The organism is Bifidobacterium sp. WK041_4_12 (genome assembly GCF_041080795.1).
GTDB lineage: Bacteria > Actinomycetota > Actinomycetes > Actinomycetales > Bifidobacteriaceae > Bombiscardovia > Bombiscardovia aquikefiricola.
In genome coordinates, this window is the sequence record NZ_CP129674.1 from 2,007,837 (window position 1) to 2,025,741 (window position 17,905).

The following is a 17,905-nucleotide window of genomic DNA, read 5'->3' on the forward strand; positions in this document are numbered from 1 at the left end:
TTCAATAACACTGTTCAATAACCAGGCTCCCCCTGAAGCTTCATGGATGCAGGTTCACGATGCCGCATTCGATTGGGATTGCGCGAATATACGCCTGCCACCTCACTCCTGATGGCGATGATCTCTTTGTCACGCTAAATTCATACACTTGCGTGTATGACTGAGAAGCAAGGATCAATATCCGCTCAACTGACACCACTCCCCGACCGCGTTGCGGTCGATGGGCTGGAAGCCAAGTGGCAGAAGCAATGGGAAACATCTGGCATCTATCAATTCAAGCATAATCGCGAGCGCTCGAAGGTGTATTCGATTGATACGCCGCCGCCCACGGTTTCAGGTCATCTCCACGTCGGCCACGTATTCTCGTACACGCACACCGATGTCATAGCACGATACAAGCGCATGCAAGGCTATGACGTGTTCTATCCGATGGGATGGGACGACAACGGTCTGCCTACCGAAAGGCGCGTGCAGAATTACTACGGCGTGCGCGTCGACACCTCACTGCCCTACGATCCCGACTTCAAGCCACCGTTCGAAGGCACCGAAGGCAAGAAGCTCGAAGCGCGCGATCAGGTTCGCGTCTCACGCCAGAACTTCATTGAACTGTGCGAGAAGCTGACGGCGCAGGATGAACGGCAGTTCGAAGATCTGTGGCGCTCGCTCGGACTTTCCATCGACTGGACCCAGACCTATCACACCATCGGCGAGCACCCACGCAGAGTCGCTCAGAAGGCCTTCCTGCGGAACCTCGCTCGCGGAGAGGCCTATCAGCAGGATGCGCCGGGTCTGTGGGATGTCACCTTCCAGACGGCTGTGGCTCAGGCAGAGTTGGAATCTCGCGAATACCCCGGTTTCTATCACAAGATAGCCTTCCGCTTTGCAGATGGCACGCCGATCTACATTGAAACGACACGTCCCGAATTGCTTGCCGCCTGCGGAGCCCTGATTGCGCACCCAGACGATGATCGGTACAAGCAATACTTTGGTCAGAAGGTGTATTCACCCTTGTTCAAGGTACCTGTGCCCATTCTCGCGCATCCTGCCGCCGAGATGGATAAGGGCGCCGGCATCGCCATGTGCTGCACCTTCGGCGACGTCACGGATGTCGAGTGGTGGCGTGACCTGAAGCTGCCGACACGTTCGATTCTTCAGCGCAATGGCCGCATCGTCGGCGACACTCCTGATTGGATCACCGACAGCCACGGCCGTGAAATCTTTGCCGAAACCTCCGGCAAAACCGTATTCACTGCCCGTAAGATCATCGTCGACGAACTTCGCGAATCTGGCGATCTTGAAGGCGAGCCAACCCCGACCAAGCGTATGACGAACTTCTATGAGAAGGGCGACAAGCCACTCGAAATCGTCACCTCACGCCAGTGGTATCTGCGCAATGGCGGTACTGACGAAGCGCTCAATGCCGAACTCATCAACCGTGGCAAGGAGTTGAACTTCCACCCCGACTTCATGCGCGTGCGCTATGACAACTGGGTACACGGATTGAATGGCGACTGGCTGATTTCACGTCAGCGCTTCTTCGGTGTCCCGTTCCCACTGTGGTATCCGGTCAAGGCGGATGGCGAAACCGATTATGCGCATCCCATCACGCCTGACGAGGCAGAACTGCCAATCGATCCGACGAGCGACGTCCCTGACGGATTCGATGCCTCACAGCGCAACCTTCCTGGTGGATTCATCGCCGAAAACGACATCATGGACACGTGGGCAACAAGTTCTTTGACACCTCAGATCGTGACGCATTGGGCTGAGCCGGGCGAAGAGAATGAGGCGCTGTTCAAAGCCACGTTCCCGATGGATTTGCGTCCGCAAGGTCAGGACATCATTCGCACCTGGCTGTTCAGCTCAATTGACCGCGCCCATCTTGAGAATCACTGTCTGCCGTGGTCCAACGCCACGCTGTCCGGCTGGATTCTCGATCCCGATCACAAGAAGATGAGCAAGTCCAAGGGCAATGTCGTGGTGCCCAATGAGCCTATCAAGAAATTCGGTGCCGACGCAGTACGATACTGGGCTTCATCGGCACGTCTGGGACTCGATGCCACCTATGACGAGGGGCAGATGAAGATTGGTCGCAGACTGGCCATCAAGCTGCTCAACGCCACCAAGTTCGCTCTGGCCATCGGACGTGAAGACGAGCAGCATCATGTTGCATCTGCCGCGAAGGTGACATGGAATCCACAGGATGTCACTGAAACCATTGACCGTTCGGTGCTCACCCGCTTGGGCGAGGTGATTGCCGCAGCCAGCGACTCACTTGAGTCCTATGAGCATTCGAAGGCCTTGGAAACAATCGAGAGCTTCTTCTGGGACTTCTGCGATGACTACATCGAGCTGGCCAAGAACCGAGCCTACGGCACTGCCGATGCCACAGGCAAGATTCCCGATGCCGCTGCCGTGCAGTCCGCTCGCACGACGCTGGGTCTTGGATTGGATGCCTTCACACGTCTGCTGGCACCGTATCTTCCCTTCTCCACCGAGCAGGTCTGGAGTTGGATGCATGATGGCGCTGGTTCGGTTCATGTCGCTCAGTGGCCCAAAGCCGCTGTCTATGCCGAAGCAGGCGATGGCGTGAATGCTGCAGTGCTCACCTGGTCAGGCAATGCTCTCGCCGAGCTGCGCAAGATCAAGTCAGAGGCCAAGGTTTCCATGCGCACACCCATTACCTCCGTAACGTTGAAGCTTCCTGCCGAAGCGGAAGATGCCGTGCGCTCCTCACTGATTGACATAGCAGAGGCCGGTCGAGTCACAGGCGAAATCACGATAGAAATCGCCTCAACCGCTGATGCAGGTACGGGCGCCAGTGCTGATTCAGATGCGAGTGCTGATTCCGATGCTCAGGATGGGGACACGCCTTCGATCAAGGTCATTTCCAGCACCCTTGGCGAACCACCGGCGAAGAAGCCTCGCAAGTAACTCAGCAATCGGCATGCCAGTGCGATTCAGACAGCAGTGTGATTCAGTCGCGATGCTGTCTGAATCACACTGACATGCCGAATTTCTTGAGACCGTGCCGCTTCAGCCGGTCTCGATGTCAGGTCTCACGCAAAGACGTCAAGGACACCGGGGTCACCTCCAGCATCGGCTATGCGCTTATGACGTTTTTTCGCTTCGGTGACCACGAATTCGCGATACATCTCGGCAATTTCCGGATCGAGTCCTGCTGCCTCTGCGATGCTGTGCAAGCGAGCGATCTGGCGCTCCTCGCGTTTATAGTCCGCTGGAGCGAATCCAGCCTGAGCTTTCACCACGCCAACCCTGGAAGTATATTTGAACCGTTCTGCAAGCAAGGACACGATTGCAGTGTCAACGTTGTCGATTGACTGTCTCAACTCTTTTATCTGCGCCACCGAGCGTGCCGTCTCCGGATTCTCTGCAGCCATGTGACGGTCAATCGTGGTGGAATGCTCTTCTTCGTGTTCGTCTTCGTGTTCAGATTCGCTCATGAACTCAAGAATAGCTTCCGGCTTCAACCATTCTCAATGCCCCTTACGCACAATGTCCCCAACACCTTGATTACGGCATTGAGGACATGGTGGAGGCAATCCTTACGGAATCAGAGGCTCATGCCTGCGGAATGTTCTGCGTCAGCGCGGCAAGGAAGTCCTTGTTGGTTGCCGTCTTCTTCAGACGAGGCACCAACGTCTGGTATGCCTGTTCAGGTTCCATGCCACCGAATGCGCGGCGAAGGCGATAGACGATTGACAGCTCCTGTGGTGGGGTAATGAGCTCTTCACGGCGCGTGCCGGAAGCGTTGATGTCGATGGCTGGGAACATGCGCTTTTCTGACAGTTCGCGGGACAGTCGCAACTCCATGTTGCCCGTTCCCTTGAACTCTTCGAAGATGACCTCGTCCATCTTCGAACCGGTTTCCACCAAGGCAGACGAAATGATGGTCAGAGAACCACCATTTTCAATGTTGCGCGCCGCTCCGAAGAACTTCTTAGGCGGGTACAGTGCCTGAGCGTCGACACCGCCGGAAAGAATGCGGCCGGATGCAGGTGCTGCAATGTTGTATGCACGAGCCAGACGAGTCATCGAATCAAGCAAAACGACAACATCCTGTCCAAGTTCGACCAGACGCTTGGCGCGTTCGATGGCGAGTTCTGCGACGGTCGTATGATCGGATGCCGGACGGTCGAAGGTTGAGGAAATGACCTCACCCTGCACCGTTCGCTCCATATCGGTAACCTCTTCAGGTCGTTCATCGACGAGCACCACCATCAGATGCACCTCAGGATTGTTCGTGCTGATGGAATTGGCAATGTTCTGCAAGGTGATTGTCTTGCCGGCCTTTGGCGGAGAAACGATCAGGCCACGCTGCCCCTTGCCAATCGGCGATACGATGTCAATCAGTCGGCCGGTAATCTTGTTCGGCTGAGTCTCCATGCGCAGGCGTTCCTGCGGATACAGAGGCGTGAGCTTACTGAAATGAGGACGCGAGGATGCCTCTTCCACGCTCATGCCATTGATGGTGTCAATGGACTGCAACGGCACGAACTTCTGCCGCTGATTGCGTCGCTCGCCCTCATGCGGTGGACGAATCGAGCCGTGAACGGCATCGCCTTTGCGCAGGCTGTACTTCTTGACCTGTCCCATCGACACATACACATCGTTGGGACCTGGCAGATAGCCGGAAGTGCGAATGAAGGCGTAGGAATCAAGCACGTCTACGATGCCTGCAACGGGTACGAGCTCCTCCTGCCTTGCATCATCGCGCTTGTCTTCATCGCGGGATTCGAAGTCACGATTGCGTTCACGACGGTTGCGACCCCTGCGATCATTGCTGCGCTCGTTACGGTCGTTACGCTCGTTACGATCAGCATTGTCATTGCGATTGTTGCGCTCACGACGGTCATGGCTGCGACGATTGCCGTCCTGGCTGTCGCCGTGTTCATCGTTCTGACGACGCGAGGAACGTTCGCTGCGATTGGGCAGCGCTGCCAGAATGTCATCGAGATCGCGAACGTTTTCATGGTCTTGCTCAGCGTTATCGTCGACGGCGTCGTGCTTGCGGCTTCTCTTGCGCAGTGGGAGTGCGACACCTGTGGAACTCTCCGAGTCACGGTGCCCTCCACGACGGCTATCCTGCCGGTCTGCGCCACGCTTGTCATGGTCACGCTGGTCACGCTGATCATGGCGCTCTTCACTGTGGCCTGACTCTGCATTGTCTATGCCCAGCACATCGAACAGATCATTCGAACGGTTCTGCTGCTGAACTCCCTGCTGAGCCGCAGCGTCAGAGGATTGAGCACCCTCGCGTGATGCGGTTTCCTTCGTAGCTGAGCTCTTCCGAGTACGTCTACGAATCAAAGAACGTTCTTCTGGAAGGTTTTGCGTAACCGGTGTCTGCTGACTTGCATCGGTCGATGCAACTGAAGTGTTCAACGATGGTGCTTGCTTTGGAGCCCGAACAGTTACACCTGCGGGGGCAGCGCCACCGGAGCGTGCGGCCTGTATGGTCTCAACAAGTTTTGACTTGCGCATGGTGGATGTGCCGCGCAGACCCATCTGCTTGGCGAGCTCCTTGAGCTCAGGCAGTTTCATATCATCAAGATTTTGGCTTGTTGCCACTGTATAATGCCTTTCCTACCGCTCGCTGACAAAGTGTCAGGCGTGGCTTGAAAATGATTGCAGATTCATCTGCATATGAATATCCGAGGCTGTCCCAGCAATCGGACTCCACACACTCTACAACGCCCCATGGATTCTTGCAAAATAAAACGCCAGCTAGCCCGAATATGGAAATCCGGCTGGGCGGACTATCCCGCTCAGCCGGATTCTCGACATGCTCGCTTCAGTCAAGCATCATGAACATTGACGAACGATGCGCAACGATGACCTGATCAGTTCGATTTCTCTTCGTGATAGCTTTTCTCGGTGTTGACATTCCACACATTGCGCTTGGATGTTCGTCCAGTCTCAATGTTCTTGACAGCTTCCATCGCCGTCGCCATCGAATGATCCTGGTTGTTGTAATGGTGCTGGCCATTGCGCCCGACACAATACAGGTTGCCGAAGGAATCCAGCCATTCAACCAGTTCCGGCATCTGTGGGTAGGTGTCGAAGTATGCAGGATATGCCTTCGGGACCTCTTCGCGATGCGAGTCGAGAACGTCCTGCGGGCCACTGATGATGCCCATGCGCGTTAACTCGTTGATGGCGAACTTCTTGGCCTCGTCCTCGGACAGATTCCAGAAGTCATCACCCTCGTCGCAGAAGTATTCCAAACCTATCCATACGGTATTCTCAACGTCCTTGACGAGATACGGGCTCCAGTTGTTGAAAATCTGCAGACGTCCAACCTTGTATCCCGGATCCTGCACGTAAATCCAGCAGTCAGGAACGATTGGCGGATGTCCAAGCGTCGGGATGCTCGTGGTATTGCGAATCCTCAGTTTCTTCACCAGCAGACCGACCGTGACGAAGTCACGATAGGGCAGACCATTGGCGATATGCTGCATATCCTTGGGAGCGGACTGCGGCGAAGCGGCGATGGCATGGACGAGATCCTTCACCGGCATCGAAGAAATGACCTGATCCGCTTTCAATTCGACGCGCTTACCGTCGGCATGGGTGTATACCACGCCCGAAATCTTGCCTTCGTTCTGATCGATTTCGACCACGCGTGCATCGGTAAGCACCTTGACGCCTGCTTTGGTGCAACGCTCCTCAACGGTTTCCCAAAGCTGGCCAGGTCCAAGCTTCGGATACCAGAATTCCTCGATAAGGCTGGTTTCAACCTCGTGGGCATCGCGCTTCTTCGGCAAGATCTTCATCACGGCATTCTTGAGCACGCCAATGATGCTCAGGCCCTTCACGCGCTGCGCGCCCCAGTCTGCACTGATCTGACTCGGTGAACGTCCCCACAGCTTCTCGGTGTACCCTGCGAAGAACATTGAATAGAGCTTGCGCCCGAAACGGTTGATGTAGAAGTTTTCAAGATTATCTTCGGGCAGTTTATGAACGCACGACTTCAGGTAGCTGAAGCCAGCCTCCATCGTCAGCTTGAATCCCAATGCCTTCAAGGTATTTGGCGACAGCGAGATTGGATAATCGAAGAAGTGATGATTCCAGAAGATTCTTGACACTCGGTGGCGCTTCAGCATCACCTTGTCGGTCTTCTCAGGATCTGGACCACCTGGTTCCAGATCGTGGTGACGCCCCAGCTTCTTGTCATCGAATGAAGGAGCACCCTGCAGCGGAAGCATAGTCTTCCACCACTCCATGATTCTGTCATCCTTGGAGAAGAAACGGTGTCCGCCGATATCCATGCGGTTGCCATTATGCTTTACAGTCCTCGAAATGCCACCAAATTGCTTGGTTGCCTCCAGAACGGTGACATCATAGTCACTGTTTCCGTCCTTGACGAACTCCCAAGCGGCAGTCAGACCTGCCGGTCCACCGCCGACAATCACGATTGATTGTCTGTCTTGCGAATCCTTATCCGTGGATTGCTGTTCAGCCACAGCAACCTCCTTACAGTCTTTGTCGTGGCACGTGTATGCCATTACCACAATATCTGAAACCTGAACAACACTACATTTTCGAAGAAATTATGGCATCTCTTCTGGAATGTCAATGTCAGACTTCTGCACTTCTTCCACATTCACATCCTTGAATGTGACAATGCGGACATTTTTAACGAATCTGCTTGAGCGATATACATCCCATACCCAGGCATCGGTTAATTGCACATCGAAATATACGTCATTGCCAGCTGAACGCACGTTGAAGTCAACCTTGTTGGCCAAATAGAAGCGTCGTTCAGTCTCGACAACATAGGTGAAGAGCTTGATGACATCCCTGTATTCACGATACAGGGCAAGTTCTGCCTTGGTTTCGTAATTATCGAGATCCTCAGCACTCATATGTCAGTCTTTCCGTTCTTCCGGGGTCTGCTTGTGTTTATTCCCTAGACTACGCCACCATGCGCGCTTTGATGGTTTTCTGTCAGTCTGGTTATATGGCCATTCAACCTGATCTGGAACCTCCTCGCCATCCGTTCTGCCACTGCCGAAATGCCAGTTCGACGACGGGTTGGCATCATAGTGCTCCTGGTGCTGCCGCTGCGACGTCGAATGACCATTGCCACTGCCGCTCGATTGCGAGGCAAGAGACGCGTGCTCACTCTCGCCGCTGTGGAGTGCATCGTCGCCGGAAACGAAATCTTTCTGGACGTCAGATTGCGATGCCACTGGCGACGAGGCATGAGCATCTGAGTTCACATTCGAGGCTTGCCCAGACTCTGAGGTGTTTGCATACGAACTCTGCTCGCTGGCACTGATATGCCCTTTGCCGATTCTGTCGGCCACGATACCGCTCTTATTCTCAAGATGATGCAGTTCAGGCGTTATGTGCTGCATCGTCATCGCCTCTTTGACACCAGGGTTTTCCTCAAAGACATGCATGCCAAAGGCGTCAAGCGAACGTATCGGATCATATTCATCCACCAGCGAATCCATGACGATCAGATCCTGATACTTGCCCGCGCTGGCATCCCACAATGCGTCACGCGATACCCCTAGCGGCAGGAATCCAAGCGACTGATACACCGAGATGGAGCGCGTGTTCTTCTCAGGAACGCTCACCCAAATGCGGTGCAAGCCCAAGCCAACCGGCTCGGGGGCAAAACCATAGGTCATGACGCGCGGCATCGCATCCCTTGAATACCCGCGACCTCGATAATCCTTGCCCAATACCACCTGGATGCGAGCGGAACGAGCCCAACCGTCAATGTCAATGAGGAAGATCATGCCGATGATGCGGTCGGCATCAGATTCGTCAGCAGATTTGTTGTCAGCATCGCGATCCGTGGGTTCGGCAACCAATGCCCACGCGATGGTACGCCGGAATTCAGGATCTCCTACACCGGAATCCACGGTTTTCTGACCCCACGCCCATGCCACTGAGCGACGAACCCAGGTACGCACCACGGCACGTTCGGCCTGCCTGTCCTTGCCGGTGATTCCCGAGGCGTTGTAGAAGGCTTCCAGCTCTTCCATGCGCGCGAGATCATCGAGCGTGGCGGGGCGTAAATGCACCATCTCACCCTTGATTTCAGGAATGATGATGCGCTCCGGAAGCTCTCTCGACTGACCGGATAAGGACGTGTCCTCAGTGCTGCGTGTCATAATGCCACTCTCGAATTCGACGGTTTTTTATCCGATACGATAGTACTGCGGTATCTCCACCGTTGGTATAACCAACGTAGAATCGTTGAAAAAGTACCTTTGCATTCCGCCGATCATCGAGAAACTTCCGAGCACAACCTGACGTTCAGGTCGTGCCCAGCCGTTTCCGATCATAACCGGCGGAAAGCGTAGGCCACGAATCAACCCTGATGAATCTTCTGCATCACGATCTTGCTGACGGCCTTGGCATCTGCCTGGCCATGCGTTGCGCGCATCACGGCACCGATGATCGCTCCCATCGGCTTCATGTTGCCCGAACGCAGCTTGTCAGCAATGTCTGGATTCTTGTCCAAAGCCTCCGTGACGGCACTTTCCAACGCGCCATCGTCAGAAACAACCTGATAGTTATGCTTGGCAACGACCTCGGCAGGCGTTCCCTCACCGGCGAGCACGCCAGCTACGGTCTGCTTGGCGAGCTTATCGTTGAGCTTGCCAGCGGTCACCAGATTCTGAACATCGGCAACGTCTTGTGGCGTGATCGAAAGCTCTTCGAGCGACACACCCTGTTCGTTGGCGATTCTGGACAGTTCGCCCATCCACCACTTGCGAGCGCCAGCCGCATCGCTTCCAGCCTTCACGGTCTCTTCGATCAGATCAAGCGCTCCTGCGTTCACCGCGTCGCGCATCTCCAGATCAGAGAATTTCCATTCGGCTTTCAAGCGTGCTCTGCGTTCACGCGGCATTTCTGGCATATGCGCCGCCAATTCATCGATATGGCTTTTGGTGACGTGGACCATGACCAGATCAGGATCGGGGAAGTAGCGATAATCGTTGGCGTCGGACTTCACACGGCCACCGGCTGTGGTCTGCGAGGCTTCATCCCAGTGACGGGTCTCCTGAAGGATTTCCCCACCCTTGTCGAGAATGGCGGCCTGACGGCGAATCTCGTATACGAGTGTCTTCTCGATGCCTTTGAATGAGTTCACATTCTTGGTTTCGGAACGCGTGCCCAATGGATCCTGTGGCGTCTTGCGCAGCGAGATGTTCACATCGGCGCGCATGTTGCCCTGCTCCATCCGAGCGTGGGAAATGTTCAGTGCACGAACGATGTCACGAATCGTGCGAACATAGGCTCCTGCGATTTCTGCGGCCCGTGCGCCCGCACCCTCGACAGGCTTGGTCACGATCTCAATCAGCGGCACGCCTGCACGGTTGTAGTCGCAGAGGGAATGGTCCGCACCCTCGATGCGGCCATCGGCACCGCCGACATGCGTGTTCTTGCCAGCGTCGTCCTCAACGTGTGCACGCTCGATCGGTACGCGGAACATCTCGCCGTCATCCAGTTCGACGTCAAGGTATCCGTTGCCGTTCAAGGGCTTGTCATACTGGGATATCTGGTAGTCGCGCGGCATGTCAGGGTAGAAGTAGTTCTTGCGTGCGAACTGGCTCCATTCGGCAATGTCGCAGTGCAATGCGAGACCAAGCTTGATTGCGTAGTCGATTGCGGTTTTGTTGACGACGGGCAAGCTACCAGGCAGGCCGAGCGATACCGGCGTCAACTGCGAGTTTGGTTCGCCACCGAATTCAATGTGCGCCGGGCAGAACAGCTTCGTGTTCGTACTGAGCTCGACGTGGACTTCGAGACCGAATACCGGATCGTATTTCTTGACGGCATCGGCAAATTTCATCAATGTATCAGCCATGATTCTTTCCTTTACGATGCTTACTTGGCGAGGCTCTCAAGCCATGGGGTCTTCATGGATTGCAGCATCGGGCCTCCGCGTGACTGATCGAGCGCCGCTTCGAGTGCTGCGGCGGGCTTGTACATAAGATCGTCGCGCATCTGCGGTGCGAAGAACTGGAATCCAACGGGAAGCCCATCGTCGCTCAAGCCCGCAGGGATGGACATGGCTGGCACGCCTGCAAGGTTTGCAGGAATCGTGGCAACATCCTCCAGGTACATGGTCAGAGGATCGTTCATTTTTTCACCGAACTTGAATGCGGTGCTGGGACTGGTCGGAGAGACCAGCACATCGCACTGCTTGAACGCGTTCTCGTAGTCACGAATGATCAGCGTTCTGACCTTCTGCGCCGAACCGTACCATGCGTCGTAGTAACCGGCGGACAGTGCGTAGGTGCCAAGAATGATGCGGCGCTTGACCTCGTCGCCAAAGCCAGCCTCACGCGTGGCTGCCATCATATTGGCCGCAGTCTGGTCGGTGCCCTCAGGAGGCATCACGCGCAGACCATAGCGCATGCCATCGTAGCGGGCAAGATTGCTTGATACCTCGGAAGGCATGATGATGTAGTACGCGCCAAGAGCATAGGACAGGTGCGGGCATGAGACTTCAACGACCTCGGCACCCATGTTCTCGAGAGCCTTCAACGCCTCGTCAAAGCGAGCCTGCACGCCGGGCTGGAATCCCTCGCCCGAAATCTCCTTGATAAGGCCAACCTTCATGCCCTTCAAGTCCATCTTCTGACCTTCGCGGGCCGCCTTCACTATTGATGGCAGAGACTTGGGGATGGATGTGGAATCATGTTCGTCGTAGCCGCCGATGAGTTCGTGAAGCAGTGCGGAATCGAGAACCGTTCGTGACACTGGACCGATTTGGTCAAGCGAGGAAGCCATGGCAATGGCACCAAAGCGTGACACCCCGCCATAGGTGGGTTTAACGCCGACCGTGCCGGTGAGTGCGCCAGGCTGTCGAATTGAGCCGCCAGTATCGGTACCCAAAGCGAGCGGAGCTTCGAAGGATGCCACAGCTGAAGCCGAACCACCGCCGGAACCTCCGGGAACCCGTTCGGTGTCCCAAGGGTTATGGGTTGTGGTGTAGGCACTGTGCTCGGTTGATGAGCCCTGTGCGAATTCATCAAGGTTCGTCTTGCCCAGGATCGGCATTCCTGCTGCCTTGATCTTCGTGATGACGGTTGCATCGTATGGTGGAACCCAACCCTGAAGAATCTTCGAGGCAGCTGTTGTCTCAATGCCCTTGGTGACGATCATGTCCTTGATTGCGATAGGCACGCCGGCCAGTTCCGGCAGACCTTCGGTCTCTCCGGCCGCATGCTTCTTGTCGAAGGCATCGGCCTGTTTCAAGGCCTCATCTTTGGAAACATGCAGGAAGGCTTGGATACTTGGCTCGGCTGACTCGATGACCTTCAGCTCCGACTCAACCAGTTCACGGCTTGAAACTTCATTATGCTGTATTTTTTCAGCCATTTCGGCTGCCGACAGTGTGACCAGATCGTTCAGTCTGGAATTATCCTGTGATGACATACTCGAGTTCACTCCTCACCCATGATGCGCGGTGCAACGAACATGCCATCCTCGGTAGCAGGCGCATCCGCCAAAGCCTGCTCCTGGGTCAACGGCGTTGCGGCAACGTCTGGGCGCAGATACGCCTCAAGAGGTACCGGATTTGCGGTTGGTGGGATATCGTCTGAAGCGACTTCCTGGACTTTTGCAATGGCATCGGCGATCACATTCAATTGGCCTTGCATTCGCGTGACTTCTTCATCAGTCAACGCGATACGGGCGAGATCACCAAGATGCTCGATTTCTTCACGTGTGAATGTTGGCATAGTCCACATCATATGTGTTCAGTGTGACACAGAGCTGACCCAGGGTTTACGAGTTATACGCCGGTTTTGCACGCTGCGCTATCCATGCGTGCATGGCGACCGCGGCGGCTGCGCCCGCATTTATTGAGCGAACGGAACCGTACTGCGATATGTACACGACATCATCGGCCAGTTCAAGAGCCTTGCGTGACAGGCCTGGACCCTCGGCACCGAAAATCATGAGGCAATGCTCCGCAAAGCTGTAGGATTCGATGGGAACCGACCCTGGAACGTTGTCGATGGCGATGATTCGGGTGCGGACATGGTCGTGTTCGTCTCTGTCACGGATTTCTTCTATCAAAGCTTCGATGCTGGGGCTATGTTCGACATGCTGGTAGAGTTCCGTCATCAGCGCACCCTTGCGATTCCACTTGTGAGGACCGACAATATGCACGGTTCGGGCAGCGAATGCGTTTGCGGTTCTGACCATCGAACCTATGTTGAAATCGTGGGTCCAGTTCTCAATCGCCACTTCAAAACCATGCCGTCCCTTATGGTCCAGATCGACTCGGATCGCCTCGACCGTCCAGTAGCGGTATTGGTCAAGAACGTTGCGATGATCGCCCTCATCGAGCAGTTCTGTATCGAAGCGTGGGTCGAACTGTGAGGAATCGGGATCGTCCGGTCGGGGTTCATCTGGATGTGTTTCTTGCCATGGACCTACGCCTATGGGGCGAAAGTCTGGTTCTCCTGAGGCCAGGGCTGCCTTCGTCACTTCGTTAGGTTCCCTCACGCTTGAACATCCTTCGTGCCGTGTTCGGATTCAGCAGGCTCAGATTCAGCGGTCGTTGCCGCATCGGCAGGAGACATCAATCGCAATGCGTCTTCGTCAAATACCATGACAAACGGAATTTGTGCACGTTCCTGCGTCGTTGGATTCACGGCTTCAATTGTGAATGTCTGTGAACTCGACTCCGACTTGGGCGAATGTTCGAATTGCCGTCGTGATCCAATCAGGCTGGCAATGGCGACAACCGTGGCACCTTCCTTGGCGATGATGCCAAAGTCAAGTCCCAGTTCATTGCCATCGCGCAAGGTAACCAGCGAAGAGGTTTGAATATATGATTTCTCGCTCAGCCATGAATCGACCAGCAGCACCCTTTCCCCCGCTATGGAAGGTCCCTTGATGCTGGGATACACGAAATCCATGACGAATGCGTTCAATGCGGCACCCTGTGCATTGGCTGCATGAATAATCGCGTCGACAATCGGCACAGCGGCCGAGGTGAGCGCCCCCACCGCATCAAAATCTGAAAGACCGTACCCGCGTTGCTGCAATGACTCGATCAACACCTTGCCGACAAGCATCGCACCACGATGTTCGAAGGTGACATCAGCCAGTTCGCTGAATGCCTTGCCCTCTATGGATTGCGCAAGCTTTGTGGCAAGAATCGTGCGAGAATCGTCACTCAATGCTTCTGAACCATGTTTCGACTTCATGGCTACAGCCTAGCTCATGAGTTCGAGACGGTGCCATCGCTGGTTTCACCGTCGTTTTGAGTATCAACGTCGTCATGAGTGTCAACGTCGTCAGGATCGACCAGTTCAGCTGCCGTGAGCTCTCTGATATCGGCATTATTGGGTTCTATCGGGCTCACCTCTGCGATGACTTTTGAACTGTCGAGTTTCTCGAGCTTGCGGGCGGTGACCAGCACCCGAGATTCGAGCGTCGCTGCGAACTTGTTATATGCCTTGACTGAATTGCTGATTGACTTGCCCAGTGCGCTGGCGTGCGATCCCAAGGTGTAGAGGCGGTCATACAAACGGCGGGTCAACTCGAACAAGGTATTGGCATCATCGCTCAAGCTCTGCTGCTGCCATGCGTATGCGACGGATTTCAGGACAGCCCAGAGCGTTACCGGCGAGGTAAGTGCAACCTTGCGATTAAACGCGTCATCCATCAATGCTGGATCGGATTCCAACGCCGCCTGCAGCAGTGATTCATTGGGGATGAAGGCGATAACAAAGTCAGGAGCCGTTTTGAACGCATTCCAGTACGCCTTGTCGCCCAATGCCCTGACATGCTCGCGCAGATCCTTCGCATGCGCCTTCAAGAGTTCCGAACGACGATTGATTTCATCCTCCGAAGCCGTATCCGGAATCTCGCACGCCCGCTGATAGTTGGAATATGGAGCCTTGGCATCGATGGGAATGCTTTTACCGCCAGGAAGATGCACCACCATATCCGGACGATATACCTTACCGTCGCCGTCTTCGACCACGACCTGCGTATCAAAATCGACATGTTCAAGCAGTCCCGCAGATTCGACGATATTCTTGAGCTGAGCCTCGCCCCATGCCCCTCGAACCTTATTGTTGCGCAACGCAGATGCCAACGAGCTCGTCTCTCGACCGAGTCGCAGCTGCTGCTCGCCAAGTCCCCTCAATTGCTGGTCGAGAGCGCCCATCTCGTGCTTTCTACCCTCTTCAATCTGCGTTACCTTATGTTGCAGGGCATCAAGATTCTTCTGCACAGGTGCCAGCGCACTGAGCACCTTGCTTTGCTCCTGCAAGGTTTTTGCCTGCTCTTCGCGCTTCTTCTCGGCTTCAGCCTCTGCCCGTTCCCGCTCATGCTGCAGTCTCATGCGTTCATCGTCCTGCGCCCGATTCAGCTGATTCTTCACATAGACCAGCTGCTCCTGCAATGCAGTGGCCTGAGTCTTGAACTGAATGACCCCGGCATTGGCCTGCTCAAGGCGATCCTTAAGCATTGCTGATTCCGTCTGCAGTTGACTCAGGCTTTCAGCGCTGCCATTCTCGGCATGTGCGGACCCTTGATTCTTTCCCAGCAGCCAGCCAATGGCAAGGCCAAGCAGGGCAGTGATCACGGCTACGCCAAGGAGCACGATGATAGATGAAGCATTTTCGAACATATGTTCTATCAAATCAGCAAGTGTGGACGCTTCGTGATATCCGCACATTTGAGCCTGAACTTCACGCCATCGGCCAGCAAACAGTGAGAAGATGATGGGAGTATGGCTGTGATGCCCATGCATTGCAGCCATCGTTCAACGAAAACGAGTTGCCGAACACTCGCAGGGAGGATGAATGGGATTCGACATATTCATGCTTGGAATCACCATAGTCGTTGCAGGAGCCTTGACCTGGCTCATCCTGTGGTTCTTCTTCCCGAAAGGACGGATCAGCAGCAACCTGACCAGTGAACCATCCGACGAGAACTCTCGTGACGACATTGCCGTGACACAGCGTCTGTTCATCATCGCGGCAATTCTGACGCTACCGGTCTTCCTGATCATCATGCTTCCCCTGATCAGCGATATCTTGGTGCCTCAATGGCTTCGCAGCCCTTGGATTCAGGCAATACTCATTACACCGGTGATGTTTTATTGCGGCAGAACCATTCATCAGAATGGCTGGCGTGGCATAGTCAGTCGCGCACCCAACATTAATTCCATCGTTTCCCTCGGAGCCTGGGCAGCATATCTTTACAGCCTTGCAGTGTGCTTTGCACCCGATGTGTTGCCCGTCGGATCGCAGGATCCCTACTTTGAATCGGTGGGCATCATCATCACCCTGGTCTTGCTTGGCAAACTTCTGGGAGACAAAGTTCGCGCCGGTTCCGGCGAAGCCGTTTCCGCGCTGCAGCGACTGTATCCGCAACATTGCCATAAGGTCAGCGCAGATGTTGCTGCTGCTCTGACAGCGGGCAACCATACGAAGGGCAACAGCGCGAATGGCAGTTCCAGTCTCGATGACATCCATGTCGAGGACGCCGAAAGCGCGACATTGAAATCCGGCGATATGGTACTCGTCAGCACTGGCGAACGCATCCCAGCCGACGGTCTGGTAATTGAGGGCACTGCACGGATTGATGACTCCTCGATAACAGGAAACAGTCAGTCCGTTCGTGTTGAGCATGGCGGCAAGGTCTGTGCCACGTCACTCATCGTGCAAGGTTCGGTGCTTGTGCAAGTCACAGCCGTCGCTTCGGACAGCGTTCTCGGACACATCATTACCTTGGTTTCCAAGGCTCGCAGCACTGCGGCACCCTTGCAGACGCTCGCTCGTAAACTTAGCAGGATCATCGTCACCGCAGTCATCATTCTGGCCATCTGGACCTTCGCGATCTGGATTGTCGTCGGACCGCAGCCGCGTCTTTCGCATGCTTTGGTCACAGGAATCAGCGTACTGATCGTTGCCTGCCCCTGTGCCCTCGCCCTGGCGACACCACTCTCAGCATTTGTAGCGATGAATCTGGGCGCAACCCAAGGCATTCTCATGTCTTCCGGCCTGTCACTGTCAAAGGCTCGCAACATTACCAGAATCTTCTTCGAATCCGACATGCTCGCCGCACACGACACGAGAAACCCCAAGGAAAGCTCGGCAGCGCTGCACAAGGCGGGCATATCGATTGGCATGTTCACGCACGACACGAGCGCCGAGACCATGCGTCAGGCATCCGAATTTGGCGTAGACGAAATCATTCCCCTGGATCAGCCAAACTCTGCAAGCATGCAGTCTGACACGCAGGCTGACACGCAGGCTGATGGTGAGCATGAGTCTCCCTCGTCACTTCACGGGCGCAATGCTGACATGGCTCAATGGATACGTCACTTCGTCAACCAGAGCTCGGGGGATGGACTCGTTGCCATGGTTGGCGATAGCGAGAACGATACCTTGGCCTTCGAGGAGGCCGACATCGCGTTCGCCCTTGGCACAGCGTCCCGGCAAGCCATGCAGTCAGCCGACATCACGATTCTCAGTGGCGACATGCAGGGCGTGCTGCATGCCATATCGCTTTCTCGACAGACCATGGGCAATATGCGCGAGAATCTCGTGTGGGCATTGATCTATAACGTGGTGGGCATACCCTTTGCGATGGGCATTCTCTATCCCTTCACCGGCTGGCTGCTCACGCCTGCCATAGCCGGGTTGGCAATGACATGTTCGCTCGTGTGCGTCATCATCAACGCCCATCGTCTTTCAAAGACCGATATCAGGCACACATGGGAATATGTGGAGTCCGACATTGTTCATCGAACTCCACATATCGTGACCAGAGCCTAGCGAAGCATCGTGCGGAGGTGCTCGCACTCGGATGTTTTAGCGCACAAGCGTTCTAGCACCCAAGTGTTCTAGCACCTCAGTCAGCAAGTGCCAAGATGGCA

The 17,905-nt window shown here is 55.1% G+C and carries 13 protein-coding genes; 2 read left to right on the forward strand and 11 right to left on the reverse strand.

Annotated elements, in window-relative coordinates; all coding sequences use genetic code 11:
• Window positions 1-156: 156 nt before the first annotated feature.
• Window positions 157-2,934, forward strand: coding sequence for a valine--tRNA ligase (gene valS, locus QN215_RS08500; RefSeq protein WP_369343882.1), 2,778 nt, complete (start codon window positions 157-159; stop codon window positions 2,932-2,934).
• Window positions 2,935-3,059: 125 nt separating this feature from the next.
• On the opposite strand, the gene QN215_RS08505 is transcribed toward valS, so the two are convergent.
• The 11 genes from QN215_RS08505 to QN215_RS08555 all read right to left on the reverse strand — a co-directional run bounded on the left by QN215_RS08505 (window position 3,060) and on the right by QN215_RS08555 (window position 15,649).
• Window positions 3,060-3,464, reverse strand: a complete 405-nt coding sequence (locus QN215_RS08505) for a chorismate mutase (RefSeq protein ID WP_369343883.1) — start codon at window positions 3,462-3,464, stop codon at window positions 3,060-3,062.
• Between the two features lie 118 nt (window positions 3,465-3,582).
• Window positions 3,583-5,592, reverse strand: a complete 2,010-nt coding sequence (gene rho, locus QN215_RS08510; protein ID WP_369343884.1) for a transcription termination factor Rho — start codon at window positions 5,590-5,592, stop codon at window positions 3,583-3,585.
• Between the two features lie 272 nt (window positions 5,593-5,864).
• Window positions 5,865-7,487 carry an NAD(P)/FAD-dependent oxidoreductase gene (locus QN215_RS08515; RefSeq protein ID WP_369343885.1) on the reverse strand — a complete coding sequence of 541 codons (1,623 nt, stop codon included), beginning with the start codon at window positions 7,485-7,487 and terminating at the stop codon, window positions 5,865-5,867.
• Window positions 7,488-7,574: 87 nt separating this feature from the next.
• Window positions 7,575-7,889 (reverse strand): DUF2469 domain-containing protein, encoded by a 315-nt coding sequence (locus QN215_RS08520; protein WP_094692472.1) that lies wholly within the window; start codon window positions 7,887-7,889, stop codon window positions 7,575-7,577.
• A 3-nt stretch (window positions 7,890-7,892) separates the two neighbouring features.
• On the reverse strand, window positions 7,893-9,152 hold the full coding sequence (locus QN215_RS08525) for a GNAT family N-acetyltransferase (RefSeq protein ID WP_369343886.1): 1,260 nt from the start codon (window positions 9,150-9,152) through the stop codon (window positions 7,893-7,895).
• 200 nt (window positions 9,153-9,352) lie between these two features.
• Window positions 9,353-10,855, reverse strand: coding sequence for an Asp-tRNA(Asn)/Glu-tRNA(Gln) amidotransferase subunit GatB (gene gatB / locus QN215_RS08530; RefSeq protein ID WP_369343887.1), 1,503 nt, complete (start codon window positions 10,853-10,855; stop codon window positions 9,353-9,355).
• A 20-nt stretch (window positions 10,856-10,875) separates the two neighbouring features.
• Window positions 10,876-12,432: an Asp-tRNA(Asn)/Glu-tRNA(Gln) amidotransferase subunit GatA gene (gatA, locus tag QN215_RS08535; RefSeq protein ID WP_369343888.1), complete on the reverse strand. Its 1,557-nt coding sequence runs from the start codon at window positions 12,430-12,432 to the stop codon at window positions 10,876-10,878.
• Window positions 12,433-12,440: 8 nt separating this feature from the next.
• Window positions 12,441-12,737 carry an Asp-tRNA(Asn)/Glu-tRNA(Gln) amidotransferase subunit GatC gene (gatC, locus tag QN215_RS08540; protein ID WP_369343889.1) on the reverse strand — a complete coding sequence of 99 codons (297 nt, stop codon included), beginning with the start codon at window positions 12,735-12,737 and terminating at the stop codon, window positions 12,441-12,443.
• A 46-nt stretch (window positions 12,738-12,783) separates the two neighbouring features.
• Window positions 12,784-13,509 carry a TrmH family RNA methyltransferase gene (locus QN215_RS08545; protein WP_369343890.1) on the reverse strand — a complete coding sequence of 242 codons (726 nt, stop codon included), beginning with the start codon at window positions 13,507-13,509 and terminating at the stop codon, window positions 12,784-12,786.
• Entirely contained in the window at window positions 13,506-14,216 is a 711-nt protein-coding gene (locus tag QN215_RS08550; RefSeq protein WP_369343891.1) for an orotate phosphoribosyltransferase, read from the reverse strand. Before QN215_RS08550 ends, QN215_RS08545 begins: the two co-directional genes overlap by 4 nt.
• Window positions 14,217-14,230: 14 nt before the next feature.
• Window positions 14,231-15,649 carry a DNA recombination protein RmuC gene (locus QN215_RS08555; RefSeq protein WP_369345123.1) on the reverse strand — a complete coding sequence of 473 codons (1,419 nt, stop codon included), beginning with the start codon at window positions 15,647-15,649 and terminating at the stop codon, window positions 14,231-14,233.
• Window positions 15,650-15,824: 175 nt separating this feature from the next.
• On the opposite strand from QN215_RS08555, the gene QN215_RS08560 reads away from it, so the two are divergent.
• On the forward strand, window positions 15,825-17,804 hold the full coding sequence (locus QN215_RS08560; RefSeq protein WP_369343892.1) for an HAD-IC family P-type ATPase: 1,980 nt from the start codon (window positions 15,825-15,827) through the stop codon (window positions 17,802-17,804).
• Window positions 17,805-17,905: the final 101 nt, after the last annotated feature.